This window comes from Deltaproteobacteria bacterium (assembly GCA_020848905.1).
Classification (GTDB): Bacteria; Myxococcota_A; Polyangia.
On record JADLHG010000040.1, the window covers coordinates 35269 to 48791 of the forward strand.

Here is a 13523-nt window from a genome sequence, read left to right on the forward strand (position 1 = left end):
GCCCGGAGCGCCGGCCGCACGCAGCTGCCCCGCCTCAGTGCGTGAGCTTCTTGTATCGGACGCGATGCGGCTGGTCCGCCGCCGCGCCGAGCCGCTTCTTGCGGTCCGCCTCGTAGTCCCGGTAGTTCCCCTCGAACCACTCCACGTGGCTCTCTCCCTCGAAGGCCAGGATGTGCGTGGCCACGCGGTCCAGAAACCACCGGTCGTGGGTGATGATCACCGCGCAGCCCGGGAACTGCAGGATCGCGTCCTCGAGGGCCCGCAAGGTCTCCACGTCCAGGTCGTTCGTCGGCTCGTCGAGGAGCAGCAAGTTTCCGCCGCGCTTGATCATCTTGGCCAGGTGCACGCGGTTGCGCTCGCCCCCCGATAGGTCCTTGACCCGCTTCTGCTGGTCGCCCCCCTTGAAGTTGAAGCTCGAGACGTAGGCCCGCGAGGGGACGCTGCGCTTGCCGAGCTCCAGCGCCTCCTGCCCCTCGGAGATCTCCTCCCAGACCGACTTGTCTCCGTCGAGCGCGTCCCGCGACTGGTCCACGTAGGCGAGCTGCACCGTCTCCCCGAGGACGAGCTTCCCGCCGTCGGGCTTCTCCTGGCCGGTGATCATGCGGAAGAGCGTGGTCTTGCCGGCGCCGTTCGGCCCGATCACCCCGACGATGCCGCCTCGCGGCAGACGGAAGCTCAGGTCGTCGATGAGCAGGCGGTCGCCGTAGCCCTTGCACAGCCCCTCGGCGATCACCACGTTGTCGCCGAGTCGCGGCCCGGGTGGGACCGTGATCTCCACCGCGGGGTCGCGCCCTTCGCTCCCCTGCGCCAGCAGCTCCTCGTACCGGGCGAGGCGCGCCTTGCTCTTGGCGTGCCGCGCGGACGGCGAGGTGCGCACCCACTCGAGCTCGCGGGCGAGGATCTTCTGCCGCGCCGACTCCTGCTTCTCCTCGTCGGCGAGCCGCTTGCGCTTCTGCTCGAGCCACGAGGTGTAGTTCCCCTTCCACGGGATCCCCGAGCCGCGGTCGAGCTCTAGGATCCACTCGGCCACGTTGTCGAGAAAGTACCGGTCGTGGGTGATGGAGACCACGGTCCCCGGATACTCGGCCAGGTGTTGCTCCAACCAGGCCACCGACTCGGCGTCCAGATGGTTCGTCGGCTCGTCGAGCAGGAGCAGGTCCGGTCGCTCGAGCAAGACCCGACAGAGGGCCACGCGCCTCCGCTCTCCACCGGAGAGGGTCGCCACCTCGGCCTCGGGGGGCGGACAGCGCAGCGCGTCCATCGCGATCTCGAGCGTCCGGTCCAGGTCCCAGCCGTTCGCGGCCGCGATCTGATCCTGGAGCTCCCCTTGCTCCTCGAGGAGCTTCTCCATCTCGTCGGGATCCGCCTCGCCAAAGCGCGCGTTGACCTCGTCGAAGCGGCGGAGGAGCGCCCGCACCCCGGCCACCGCCTCCTCGACGTTGCCGAGCACGGTCTTGGTGGGGTCGAGCTGCGGCTCCTGCGACAGATAGCCCACGCGCACGCCCTTGGCCGGCCAGGCCTCCCCCTGAAACTCCTTCTCCACGCCGGCCATGATGCGCAAAAGCGTGCTCTTGCCCGCGCCGTTGTTGCCGATGACGCCGATCTTCGCTCCCGGCAGGAACGAGAGCCAGATGCCCTTCAGGATCTCGCGCGAGGGGGGAACCACCTTGCGCAGATCCTTCATCACGTAGATGTATTGAGGTGCCATGGCGGCGGAGTGTACCCGCAGAGCGCGCGGGAGTCGATCACGGCCCTGCCGACTCCTTCAGGAAGCGGGCCCGCGCCGCCCGCGCCTCCTCGAGGGTCGGAAAGACGCCCAGATAGACCGTCTTGCCCCGCACGCCGCCGCCGCGAAACTCGTACGACGCGCTCCCGTCGCTGTAGACGATGCGCGTGATGCCGTCCCCGAGAGAGACGCGCTCGTAGCCCACCTTGCCCTGCGGCGCGGCGGCGCTGCGGCGCGCGACGTAGTAGGCCACCTCCTCGGTCCGCCGGCGCCCCGACGGGTCCTCGGTCACGACCTGCACGCGATTGACTCCGGGCCGAAGCGCCACCCGCTGCTCGAAGCTCCCGTCGGGACGAACGGTGGTCCACTGACCGCCCACCTCCACGCGGCTGCCGGGAGCCGCGTGCCCGCGCACCGTGGCGGAGAGCTGCTTCATGGGGAGCGGCACGCCCGAGGCCCCGGCCACCTTGAGCAGCACCTCTTTGGGGATGGGGAGCGGCTCGCTCGGCGCCTGCTCTCCCTGCACCACGGATTGCTGGCCCGCCGGGACGCGTACCGAGCGCCCGGCTGACTTCAGGTCCACGACGCCGGTTTCGGTCGCCACCGCCACCGTCTCGTCGGTGACGAGGACCGAGAAGCGCGCCTCCCGGCTCTGCGCCACGACCTTGCGCTTGCCGCTCTCCACGCGCAGCACGCGCCAGCCTTCCTTGGCGTAGTCCACCTTCAGGTGTCCGCGGTCCAGGGTGAAGTGGTGCAAGACCTCGCTCAGCTCCTGCACCGAGAGCTCGGAGGAGGGCCCGATGACGAGCCTCCCCTTTTCGCCGACGCGGAGCACCGCGCCCCCCTTCGGGCCCGTGCGCAAGCTCCCCTGCCGGTCGAGCACGCTCCCGCTCCGGACGGCGTGCCACTCCTCGGCCCCGAGGCGGACCTCCACGCTCCCGGTGATCCCCTCGAGGCGCACGCGAGGTGGCGCGGCAGCCGGGCCGTCGCTCGCGCGCAGGTCACCGCGCGGAGGCGCACCGAGGTCGCGCGGCGGCAACGACGGCGTCTCCCGCGCGGGGTCTCCCACGTAACGGATGAGCACGAGCCCCACGGTCAGAAGGACCGCCGCCGCACCCACGAAGACCAGGATCCGCCGCCGCATGTTCTCTTCAATAGTACCGCGTCACGAGAGGTGGGTTTGCCCGCGGAGCCCCGGAAGGAAGACGGTGAACTCCGTCCCCTGCCCCACCGTCGAGCGCACCACGATCCGCCCCTGGTGCTCGTCCACGATCCGCTTGGCCACCGACAGTCCGAGACCGGGCCGCCCGGTGCGCGTCTTCTCCGGCGCGTAGAAGGGCTCGAAGATCCGTCCCAGGTCCGTCGGGCTGATCCCGCGGCCGGTGTCCAGGACCTTGATCGCCACGGCCTCCTCCACCGCGTGCACCCCCACCGCGAGCTGTCCCCCCTTCGGCATGGCTCGCACCGCGTTCTGCACCAGGTGGAGCAGGACCTGCGAGAGCTCGGCGGCGTTGCCCCGCACCTCGGGCAAGGCGGGGCCGACCTCCAGCCTGAGCTCCACCTTGGCCTCCGCGAGCCGCGCGGCTGTGAGGGCCAGGGTCTCGCGCACGAGCCGCGCCACGTCGAGCCGCTGGAGCTCGAGCCCCATCGGTGTCTCGCTGAAGCGCTGCAGGTTGCGGACGATCTCGGCCGTCCGGTCGGCGGCCTGGATCATTCCCTCGTACGCCTCGCGGTTCGGATCGGTGGGGGTCGCTGACGCGAGAAGCATCTGGCTCAGCCCTGAGATGATGGTCATCGGGTTGTTCAGCTCGTGGGCCAGGCCCGCGCCGAGCTCGCCCACCGCGCCGAGCTTCTGCGACTGGATGACCTGGTCGATCGCCTCGCGCACCTCGCGGGTCCGCTCCTCGACGCGCGTCTTCAGCTCGGCGTTCCAGGCCGCCAGCTCGTCCTTCTGGGCCGTGATGGTTCCCATCGACTCGCGGATGGCCTGCGCCATCTGGTTGAACGCCGACGCGAGCTGGCCCACCTCGTCCCGGCTCGAGACCGGAACCCGCGCCTCGTAGTCGCCGCTCTCCACGCGACGCGCGGCTCGCGCCAGCTCTCCGACGGGGCGGGCCACTCCGCGCCCCAGGTACAGCCCGCCGGCGAGGGCGAAGAGCAGACAGACCCCGGTCCAGATCCAGGTCGCGCCGAGGAGCGCACGGCGATTGGCCGCCAGCGATTGGAGCGGTAGCTCGAGCGCCAGTCGATACCCCACCGTCCCCACGGGTGCATGGCTCGCGAGCACCTCGCGCCCGTCGCTGCGACGCACGTGGCCGCTGCGGCTCGCCCCGCGCGGCGCGTCGCCCGGAAGTGCGGCGGCCCCAGCATTCGAGGCGCTACGCGGGGCCGCGAGGACCACGCGGCCCGTCGGGTCGAGAAGGTAGGCCGTGCGCCCGCCGGCCGTCGCTCGGGCGAGAACCTGCTCCACCTCGTCGAGAGAGAGCTCCGCAGCGAGCACCCAGCTCTCCCCGCGACGCGGCAGGCTCACGCGCACGGCGCACACGACGCGCCCGTCCCCTCCGCTCCCTCGATACGCCGGCCCGAAGGCCACACCGGCGCCGAGGGCGAGCTCGACAGGAACGTGCGCCGCGAGACGGGCCAGGTCGGCCTCTCGCATGCGCCTGCGCCCCTTCAGGTCCGGCGCGTCGATCGGAACTCCCTCGGGCAGGTACGCGGGGGGCACGAGCGCGCGCCCTCGTCGGTCGAGGAGCGCCACCGCGTTCACGTAGGCGAGCTGGCGCAAGGGGAGCCGCAGGGCCGTGGCGAGCTCCGCCCCCTGGAGCTGCTCGAAAGGGAGGTACGAGGCCACGCGACGAAGGTCGTCCGCGGCGGTGCGAAACCAGCCTCCCGCGGCAGCCGCCGTCTGCACGGCGAGAGCCGTCTGCAGGCGATCCATCTCCGCGTCCAGGGCACGTCCGCTGAGGCCGGCCGTCACGAGGCCGGAGGCCGCGACCGGGAGTGCGGAGGCCAGGACGAGCACGAGGGCGACTTTGGTCGGGTATCTCACGTCCACCTGGAGCGAGGCCCCGGCGAGGGGCTGGGCCCCCATTGTCGCAAAGCCGTTGGGAAACGCGACTTTTTGTGCCGGCGCCGGGGGCCGGTCCGGGCGTCCTCGGGGGCCCGAGGGGGCACGACAGGATCCCGAGCCGGATCATTTCTTCTGTTGCATTTTTGCGTAAGCCAAGTCACTATGTTTTTGTACGACGTAAGCGCCCGTGGCAGGCCGTGCGCCCTGCGAAGCGAACGGACCGGCGCCCGAGGCGGAAACCAGAGGAGGACGACCATGGCCGGGCTATTTCAGACCTACGTGGTGGACGACGAGGCGTCGATCCGTCACCTGATCTGTCATCTGCTCAGCCGCAACGGCTTCGCGGTGCAGGCCTTCTCCACCGCGGAGGCCTTCCGGCAGGCGGTGGATCCGAGCCAGCCCTACCTCCTCGTCACCGACAAGAACCTGCCGGGAGATTCGGGGATCCGCCTCATCGAACAGCTCCGGCAGGAGGGGCACCCCTTCGAGGCCATCCTGATCACCGCCTACGCCGACATGGGCTCCGCGGTGGACGCCGTCCGTCTGGGGCTCTACAGCTACCTGCCCAAGCCGTTCAACCTGCAGACCCTCGTAACGGACCTCACCGGCGCCGCGAAGCGGCTCGCGGCCCGGGCGCAGGCGGCCACTCCTCCCGCACTGAAGGCCGAACGCGACGCGCTCCCCGAGGCGCGTCCGCTCCCCGTCGAGAGCCTGATCGCGACCGTCTCGAGCCGCGTGGCGGGGGCCTTCCGCGAGCAGTGCACGCCCTTCTGGACCGGCGACGCGCCGGCGGCCTCCGTGGTCGTGGCCCCCGAGGTGGCGCAGGAGCTGATGCAGACGCTGCTCATGTGCGCGCAGCGCAATGCCGCCCCCAAGACGGCCGTGATGCTACACACCGAGCTCGTGGGGGACAGCGTCGAGGTGCACGTGCAGTTCCGCGCGCAGCGTTCGTTCGCCGAGCGCACGGAGGAGAGCGAACTCGAGCAGGTCTTCGCCTACTGCCGACGGGCCGCCCGGGCCCTCGGCGGCTGCCTGCACCTCACCTGGCCGGGCATGAACGAAGTGGACATCACTCTCTGCCTCCCCACCCAGGCAGCGCTCGAGGAGCCCGGGGCCCCGCCCCACTGCTGCAACTGAGAGCGCGTCTGACGTACCGCATCGCAAGAGGGCCGGGTCGGCTACCGGCCCTCTTCTCTTTGGGCGGCGCGCCAGCGGCTCTCCAGGTCGGTGAGGCCGCCCAGCCCGTAGTGGTAACGTAGGCCGTAGTCCACGCCGTACCGCCCGGCCGTCCGGAGGAAGGCGAGCAGCGTAGGACGCCCGCCGAGGCGCACGAGGTAGCGCACCACCGACACGCTCTGCGCGTAGAAGAGGGACATGTATTCCTCGTCGGGGTAACCCATGCGCACGAGGTCCCGTAGCCGGAAGGGAGCGGCTCGGCGGAGGCGCGCGCGTAGCGTCTCTTCGCGGCGGCGCTGGTCCCGCTCGGACTCGGCGAGCATGGCCATCCCCTCGTCGGCCCAGCGAGGGAGCGGCTGCCCTGCCAGCAGCTCGGCCGAGAGCACGTGCGTCACCTCGTGCGGGATCGTGGTCTCGAAGAGGCCATCGTCATCCGCGGCGACGTTGATGCGGCGCTCGAGCATCTGTCCCGGCGAGAGGCGCGCGGGCCGGGCTTGCGCCGAGCCAGCCTTCGGATCGCCGCCCGTCATCTGCACCAGCTCTTCCGTCGAGCGATAGAGGTAGAGGTCGCAACGGGGCGACCAGGCCAGCGCGGGGGCCCGGCCAGTCCAGTCCCGATAGAGACGCACGCGCGCCGCCTCGGCCGCCGCCGCCAGACGCGGGGCGAGCTCCCCGTCGAGGTAGAGGACGCGGAAGCTCCGGCTCTCGTGAACCCGCCACCGCAGAGGGCCCGCGCGGGGCGCCGCGGGGCGGGCCAGCCGCGGTCGGTCGTCGAAGCGGCGCGGCCCGGGCGGATCTCCCCCGGGCCGCGCGGTAGCGCCACCCATGCCGAGCAGCGCCGCCAGCAGGCCAGCGCACAGGGTGCACAGTCGAAGCGTCATCGTGGAGCCTCGTCGCGAGGCCAACGGATACAAGAGTGCAAGAGCCAGGCCGCGGCGACACGCCGACCCGTGCCAGGAGAAGCGGGGCGTTAGGCCGAAGGCCGCGGCACCGGAAGGCCCCCTGGCCGGCCAGTCGCGCCACTCTCCGGGGAGGACGCGGTCAGGGAAAGCTCTTCGAAGGGGTGAACGAGCCGTTGCCGTCGGCGTCCACGTAGATCGGGTTCGTCAGGCCGAAGGGCTCCCCGCCGCGCACCACCGGGTCGAGGGTCCCCGTGCCCGTGGCCACGACGACCACCCAGGTGTCGCGCGTCACCTCGAGTTCGACCGTGCCCTGATAGCGCACGACCGGGTTCGACGGATCTTGGGTGGCCGCGCCCAGCTCGATGCGCTTCGCGGTGACCCCACCCACGATGACCTCCAGAGCCTCCGCCGGGACCCAGCGCGGCGCCTGCACCTTGATCGCGAGCTTCACCTTGCCCCCCTCGGCGCGCACGAGCTCTCCGAGGCCCTTCCCTTCGGCTTCGGCGGTGACGAAGATCCCCCCGCTCACCGCCACGCGCTGCGCCTTGACCGACCGCGCCAGCTCCTCGAGGCTCACGGCCGCCGGCTCGTCGGTGGAGAGCTTGACGTAGTTCCGCGGGTAGCCCACCTCGGCCGAGAACGCGTTGTGCGAGTCCGAGTTCCCGGTTGCCGTGACGCGCAGGCCGCGCTCGAGCAGAGAAAACCAGTCCGCCACGGTTCGCTCCCGGTTCGCGCGCCACCCCGAGCCGTTGAAGACCTCCACCGCGTCGAACGCCGTGCTCCACTCGGCCTGCAGCCTGGTCTGCCCCGTGAGCGGGTCGTAGCCCACGTAGGTGAAGTAGGCCATCGCCGGGGCGCGCGGGTGGTTCACCTGCAACACCGCCTGCGGCCACCTCCGACGGACCTCGGCGAAGACGGCCGGAGGGGTCAGCTCGTACCAGACGAGAGCCCCTCGGTTGGGCAAACTCGGGTCGGCCTCGATCGGAAACGGATTGAAGTGCCCGTAGACGAAGCTCGTGATCTCCTCGCCGACCACGCCGCGCACGAACCTCTGCAGTCCGAGCTTCGCGATGGTGGGCCCGTAGTCGCCCACGTACTCGTGTTCGGTGCAGACCGGAAGCTCGACCCCCTCCGCGGCGAGGGCCGAGACCTTGAGCTCGTAGAGATCGCTCGAATCGGGAGACCACATGGCGTGCACGTGGAAGTCGCCCGACATGTACCCTCGCGTGTCCACGGAGCGCGTGAGCCGAAAGGCCACGGCCTGCGGCGCACCGCTGGCCGCGGTCACCTCCCGCTCGTCGAGCTCGTACTCGAAGCCACGGCTAGCGGTCAGCCGGTACTCCCCGGGAGGCAGGGCCAGCTCACCCGTGCCTCCGAGGTAGAAGGCCACCTGCGCCGCCCCGGCCGGAAACGCGCGCTCGCCGAAGCTCGCCGGAAACGCGCGCGGCTTGGTGTTGGGCATGGCGATCACCTTCGCCGGCAGGTCGGCTCCCGCCACGTCGCTGACGGTGAAGGTCACCCGGGAGCTCTCGCCCACCGACAGGTCCGCCGACCCGCCGGAGGTCTCCACGCGCACCTCGCGGTCCACCGACGGCGCCCGGCCGTCCGCCACCGCCGTCACGCGATACGTGCCGGGCCCCACGGCCACGCGATAGTCGCCCTTCGCGTCTGTGCGTCCGCCGGTCACGTACTTCGGCGGCGACTCCACGGTGGTCAGGTGCACCCGCGCCTCCGCCACGGGGGTCGTTCCGCTCAGCACTCTCCCCGAGAGCTCCGCCAGCGGGGGCTGGCCGAGCACGCTGCGCACTCCCCGCAGCACGGCGTCCGGCGTCCCGTCGGACACGACCAGCCGGTAGCGCCGAACCGATTCCCCCGCCGCGGGGATGCTCCACTCCCCGTTCGACATGAGCCAGGTGCCGCTCACGACCACGAGCGGCGTGACCTGCCCCTCGGAGGGCACGAGCGCGTAGCCGACGCTGCGCGCGATCATGCCCACGTACCTTCCCGGGAAGGTGCTCGAGGTGTCGAAGCCCACCCCCTCCATGAAGAAGTCCGCTCCGTCCCCGGCGAGAACCCCCAGGATGGCGGTGGTTGTGATGTTCGTCGTCCGGTGGCGGTTGATCACCCTCCAGCGGATCTCGAGGGCGTCGCTCTCGGGCTCGAGGACGTAGTCCATCACGATCGCGCAGGGCGGGAGCTTGCCGAGCGCGAAGCTCGCGAAGACCGGCACGGCGACCGGCTCGCCGATCACGCGCACCACGGCGGCCTTCCCGTCGCTGCCGTCGGCGATCACCCCGACGCTCGTCGGCCGGACCGTCTGCGTCCCCACCCCGAAGATCATCTCTCCGAGGAGACTTCGCGCCTGCTCCCCCGCCTGTCCGAGGCGCACGGCGTCCACGACCTGGCCCCCGTAGGTCCCGATGCCGTCCGACCGACGACCATCCTGGACGATGAACGCCACGCGCGCGTTGTAGAGACGATAGTCTCCGACGCGTCCGCGCACCTTCACTCCGGAGAGGAGCTGCGCCGCGTCCGTCACGCGACCGGCGCGAACCTGCCCGGCTCCCAGCGTCTCGTCGACGCGCGCGTGCCCTGCCCCCCCGGAGGGTAGGTCCAGCGGCAGCGGACCCAGGTCCCCTCGAGCGGCATCCGAGGCTCTCCCGTCGCCCGCCGGAGGCGTTCCCCCCGCGTCCGCCACGGGCCGCCAATCGTCGTCGCAGGCGGCGAAGAGAGCCAGAGAGAGCAAGAATCCACGAACGAGCGCTACCGGCTTCATGCCGCGCAGCCTACCACAGCACCGCTCCGGGGCCCCCCCGGCGACCACGACGCACCTCGCGGCCCCGCCCGCGGAGGTCCCACGCACCGCGCGTCTTCGACTGCGCTCGTCCTAGGGTCGGCTGAGCTTGAGCGTGACTGCCAGGTTCGAGCCCGGAGCCGCGGCCACGTTCTCCACGATCGCATGGTAGGTCCCCGCGAACGGGAGGTTGCCCGTGAGCAGCGAATCGCTCTGGCTCCCCGAGAGGTCCTCGTTCGTCCCGAGCCAGGCCGCCTGACCGGGGTGAAACAAGCTCAGGCGCGTATCCGCGTCCGAGGGCGGAACGAGCCGCTTCGCCAGGACCGTCACGTCCACTTTCTCGTCCTTCTGGGCCGTGAAGGCGAAGACGAGCACCGTACCGTAGGGGGAGATGGTGGCCTTGGTCTCGCTCCCCACCGTCGCCGAGATGGGCGGCCGGGAGAGCCCCAGCACCGTGAGCGCGTAGGTGAGCGCGGGGCCCCCCACGTGCTGCGACGAGCCGCCCACGTTGCGCAGGTCCCGTACCGCCACGAAGTAGGCTCCGCTCTTGAGGACGTAGTACTCGGCGAAGGTCTCCCCGCTGGCCGAGCTCGTAACCGAGGCGGGGACGCCGAGGCCCTTCTCCCCGAAGACAGCCAGGTGCGGCCGCAGTCCGCCCTGTCCTTGCACCCGCGCGACGAGGCGGTCACCCGCCTGCGCCTGAAAGGTGAAGACGTCGGCGTCGTCCGCCACGCCGATGCTCCCGCGCACGAGCACCGGCACCTTGATCGCGTTCACCTCGGTCGTCGTCTTGCCGTCGTTCGGTTCGCTCTCGCTCACCGAGGCCGCCGCGTCGCCGGGCCGCTGGTCGGCGCTCTTCGCGTCCGCGCGAGCGCCATCCGTCACCCGGGCGTCGGCACGCGCCGCATCGCCACCTGCGCCGTCCACGCGCGGCGCCGCGCTGTCTCCCTGGCCCCCGGCATCCCCGCCGCCCGGCGTCGTCGTCGCGCTGCAGGCGCCGCAGAGCAGCGCCCCAGAGACCAGCAACCAGCCCTTCATGTGCATGGCTCCCTCACGGTCTGAACCGGGCCCTCGTCGCACGATCCACGCGCCTCTCGCAATTAGAGAATGCATTCTAGAGTCATGCGGGGGATTGGGAAGGACGCCCCCTCCCCTCCCTGGAAATGGCGCACGCGGAGGCGTAGAGTCCCCTCGACGCGCCAGCCGAAGGAGAAGACACGATGCGTCGCCACGCGTGGTTGGGAGCGCTCGTCGCACTGGCGAGCTGCTCGAAGGTGACCTCCAGGGAGGGAGGCGTCCCGCCGTCACCCCCGGAGGCTGGGAAGAAGAAGGAGGGAACCATGTCGTTCACCATGACGTCCACAGCCGTCACCCCCGAGGCCGCGATCCCGAAGGCGCACACCGGAGAGGGGATCGACCGCTCGCCGCCGCTCGCCTGGAGCGGAGCGCCGGCGGGCACCAAGTACTTCGCCCTGGTCTGCGAAGATCCCGACGCTCCCGTCGGCAACTGGGTCCACTGGACCCTCTACGACCTGCCGGCCCAGGTCACGAGCCTGGCCGAGGGGGTCGGCAAGAACCCGTCGCTACCGAGCGGCGCCCGGCAGGGAAAGAACTCGTGGGGGGAGCTCGGCTACCGCGGCCCGATGCCGCCCAAGGGGCACGGGCGGCACCGCTACTACTTCCGCCTCTACGCCCTCTCCGCGCCCACCGGCCTGCCATCGGGGGCGAGCCGTGAAGAGCTCGCTCGCGCCCTCGAGGGGAAGGTCCTCGGCAGGGCCGAGCTCATGGGGACCTATCAGCGGTAGTGGCGCGCAGGAGGTAAGCCGCGAGCTGGCCGGCCCACGCCCACGCTCGCTAGGCGCGTCGGCCCACGCGCCTAGATTCCGTCGCCGGATTCGAAGCTCGAGTCCCGAGGAGCCTGCATCGCCACCCGGCTCCCCGGCGGCACGCTCCGCGTGAGCCAGACGTTCCCGCCCACGACCGTGCCTCGGCCCACCGTGATGCGGCCGAGCACCGTGGCACCCGCGTAAATGATCACGTCGTCCTCGATGATCGGATGCCGCGGGATCCCCTTCACCAGGTGCCCCTTCTCGTCGGCGGGAAAGCTCTTCGCGCCCAGCGTCACGCCCTGGTAGAGCCGGACGCGCTCGCCGATCACGGCCGTCTCTCCGATCACCACGCCCGTACCGTGATCGATGAAGAAGCGCTCGCCGATCGTCGCCCCCGGATGAATGTCGATCCCGGTGATGCTGTGGGCGTGCTCGGCGATCATGCGCGGCAGGAGCGGCACGCCCAGACGCTGTAGCTCGTGGGCGATGCGGTAGTTCGTGATGGCGAGCAGCCCCGGGTAGCAGAAGATGATCTCTGCCGGCGAGGGAGCTGCCGGGTCCCCCTGGAAGGCCGCCTCTACGTCCAGGCCGAGCAGGCGCTGTACCTCGGGGAGTCGCGCGAGAAAGGTGTGCGTGACCTCCTGCGCCCGTTCGTCGCAGCGCTTGGGGTCGTACGGCTCCTGGCACGAGAAGGCGAGCCCTCGCCGCACCTGAAGCCGCAGGTTCCGCTGCACCCGGTCCAGCGTGTAGCCCAGGTGGTAGCGCAGCGTGGCGGGCCGCGCCTCCGCCGTACCGAAGTATCCGGGGAAGAGCACCGCCCGCAGCGCCTCGACGAGGTGCACGACCCCGTCCCGCGACGGAACGGGCTCGTGCGTCTCCTCGGCCGAGCGCATGAGGCCCGGGGGAGTGTGCGAGAGGGACTCCACGATCGACGCCAGCTCGGCCCCTTTCCCGACCGGTCCCTCCTCGGCCGGGAAACCCGATCCCGCCCCCTCGTGCATCAGGCGTCCTCGAAGAGCCAGGTGCTGAGGTAGCGCTCACCCGTGGACGGCAGCACGGTGACGATCAGCTTGCCCTTGTTCTCCGGTCGCCGCGCCACCTGCACCGCCGCCCACACGGCGGCCCCCGAGGAGATGCCCGCGAGAATGCCCTCCTCCTTGGCCAGGCGCCGCGCGAACTGGCCCGCGTCCTCGTGGCCGACCTGAATCACCTCGTCCACGAGGTCCATGCGCAGGATCTCTGGCACGAAGCCGGCCCCGATCCCCTGGATCTTGTGCGGCCCGGGCGCCCCGCCCGACAGGACCGGCGAGCCCGTCGGCTCGACGGCGATGGCCTTGAAGGACGGGCGCCGCGGCTTGATCACCTCGGCCACCCCCGTGATGGTTCCACCCGTCCCCACCCCCGAGATGAGGAAGTCCACCTTGCCGTCGGTGTCCTTCCAGATCTCCTCGGCCGTCGTCTTGCGATGCACGTCGGGGTTCGCCGGGTTCTTGAACTGCTGGGGCATGAAGTAGGTGCGGTCGGCGTCCGCCATCTCCTGGGCCTTCCGGATCGCCCCGGGCATCCCCTCGGCACCCGGCGTCAGGACCAGCTCGGCGCCGAAGATCTTGAGCAGCTTGCGCCGCTCCAGGCTCATGGTCTCGGGCATCACCAGCGTGCAGCGGTAGCCCTTCGCCGCCGCCACGAACGCCAGCGCGATGCCGGTATTGCCGCTCGTCGGTTCGAGGATGCGCATGTCGCGGGACAGCCGCCCATCCCGCTCCGCCGCCTCGATCATCGCGAGTCCGATCCGGTCCTTGACGCTCGAACACGGGTTGAAGGACTCGAGCTTCGCCACCACCTCCGCATGACATCCTTCGGTGAGCCGATTGAGGCGCACGAGAGGAGTCCGCCCGATCAGGTCCGCGATGCTGCTCGCCACGTTCATCCTGCTCTCCTTTGCTAGTCCTGTGCCCTGAGGGAGCCCCGGGGAGCCAAAGCCCCGGGAGCGCCATTGTAGAGCCATTGGCGGGCGAACGCCGCAAGG

At 70.9% G+C, this 13523-nt stretch carries 10 protein-coding genes; 2 read left to right on the forward strand and 8 right to left on the reverse strand.

Translation table 11 applies throughout. The features are described from left to right. Positions 1-34: 34 nt before the first annotated feature. The 3 genes from ettA to IT371_16500 are packed head-to-tail and all read right to left on the reverse strand — an operon-like array spanning position 35 to position 4817. Positions 35-1708 (reverse strand): energy-dependent translational throttle protein EttA, encoded by a 1674-nt coding sequence (ettA, locus tag IT371_16490; protein ID MCC6749263.1) that lies wholly within the window; start codon positions 1706-1708, stop codon positions 35-37. 37 nt (positions 1709-1745) lie between these two features. Beyond that, positions 1746-2870, reverse strand: a complete 1125-nt coding sequence (locus IT371_16495) for a FecR domain-containing protein (protein MCC6749264.1) — start codon at positions 2868-2870, stop codon at positions 1746-1748. Between the two features lie 21 nt (positions 2871-2891). Beyond that, complete coding sequence (locus IT371_16500; GenBank protein MCC6749265.1) at positions 2892-4817, reverse strand: HAMP domain-containing histidine kinase; 1926 nt, start codon at positions 4815-4817, stop codon at positions 2892-2894. A 234-nt stretch (positions 4818-5051) separates the two neighbouring features. On the opposite strand from IT371_16500, the gene IT371_16505 reads away from it, so the two are divergent. Next, entirely contained in the window at positions 5052-5933 is an 882-nt protein-coding gene (locus tag IT371_16505) for a response regulator (protein MCC6749266.1), read from the forward strand. Positions 5934-5974: 41 nt separating this feature from the next. On the opposite strand, the gene IT371_16510 is transcribed toward IT371_16505, so the two are convergent. The 3 genes from IT371_16510 to IT371_16520 form a co-directional block, all read right to left on the reverse strand. After that, positions 5975-6853 (reverse strand): hypothetical protein, encoded by an 879-nt coding sequence (locus IT371_16510; GenBank protein MCC6749267.1) that lies wholly within the window; start codon positions 6851-6853, stop codon positions 5975-5977. Positions 6854-7013: 160 nt separating this feature from the next. Next, entirely contained in the window at positions 7014-9650 is a 2637-nt protein-coding gene (locus IT371_16515; protein MCC6749268.1) for a carboxypeptidase regulatory-like domain-containing protein, read from the reverse strand. Positions 9651-9761: 111 nt separating this feature from the next. Then, positions 9762-10706 carry a hypothetical protein gene (locus tag IT371_16520; GenBank protein MCC6749269.1) on the reverse strand — a complete coding sequence of 315 codons (945 nt, stop codon included), beginning with the start codon at positions 10704-10706 and terminating at the stop codon, positions 9762-9764. 302 nt (positions 10707-11008) lie between these two features. Between IT371_16520 and IT371_16525 the strand changes: the two genes are divergently transcribed. Beyond that, on the forward strand, positions 11009-11473 hold the full coding sequence (locus IT371_16525) for a YbhB/YbcL family Raf kinase inhibitor-like protein (GenBank protein ID MCC6749270.1): 465 nt from the start codon (positions 11009-11011) through the stop codon (positions 11471-11473). Between the two features lie 71 nt (positions 11474-11544). Here the strand turns inward: IT371_16525 and IT371_16530 are convergent, their stop codons facing one another. Then, positions 11545-12390, reverse strand: coding sequence for a serine acetyltransferase (locus IT371_16530; protein ID MCC6749271.1), 846 nt, complete (start codon positions 12388-12390; stop codon positions 11545-11547). A gap of 107 nt (positions 12391-12497) precedes the next feature. Then, the gene (cysK, locus tag IT371_16535) at positions 12498-13424 is read right to left on the reverse strand and encodes a cysteine synthase A (protein ID MCC6749272.1); all 927 of its coding nucleotides are present in this window, start codon (positions 13422-13424) and stop codon (positions 12498-12500) included. Positions 13425-13523: the final 99 nt, after the last annotated feature.

Bases quoted from the DNA above. Each gene is read 5' to 3' on its own strand.
- ettA (MCC6749263.1), bottom strand. From the start codon at position 1,708: ATGGCACCTCAATACATCTACGTGATGAAGGATCTGCGCAAGGTGGTT.
- IT371_16495 (MCC6749264.1), bottom strand. From the start codon at position 2,870: ATGCGGCGGCGGATCCTGGTCTTCGTGGGTGCGGCGGCGGTCCTTCTG.
- IT371_16500 (MCC6749265.1), bottom strand. From the start codon at position 4,817: ATGGGGGCCCAGCCCCTCGCCGGGGCCTCGCTCCAGGTGGACGTGAGA.
- IT371_16505 (MCC6749266.1), top strand. From the start codon at position 5,052: ATGGCCGGGCTATTTCAGACCTACGTGGTGGACGACGAGGCGTCGATC.
- IT371_16510 (MCC6749267.1), bottom strand. From the start codon at position 6,853: ATGACGCTTCGACTGTGCACCCTGTGCGCTGGCCTGCTGGCGGCGCTG.
- IT371_16515 (MCC6749268.1), bottom strand. From the start codon at position 9,650: ATGAAGCCGGTAGCGCTCGTTCGTGGATTCTTGCTCTCTCTGGCTCTC.
- IT371_16520 (MCC6749269.1), bottom strand. From the start codon at position 10,706: ATGAAGGGCTGGTTGCTGGTCTCTGGGGCGCTGCTCTGCGGCGCCTGC.
- IT371_16525 (MCC6749270.1), top strand. From the start codon at position 11,009: ATGTCGTTCACCATGACGTCCACAGCCGTCACCCCCGAGGCCGCGATC.
- IT371_16530 (MCC6749271.1), bottom strand. From the start codon at position 12,390: ATGCGCTCGGCCGAGGAGACGCACGAGCCCGTTCCGTCGCGGGACGGG.
- cysK (MCC6749272.1), bottom strand. From the start codon at position 13,424: ATGAACGTGGCGAGCAGCATCGCGGACCTGATCGGGCGGACTCCTCTC.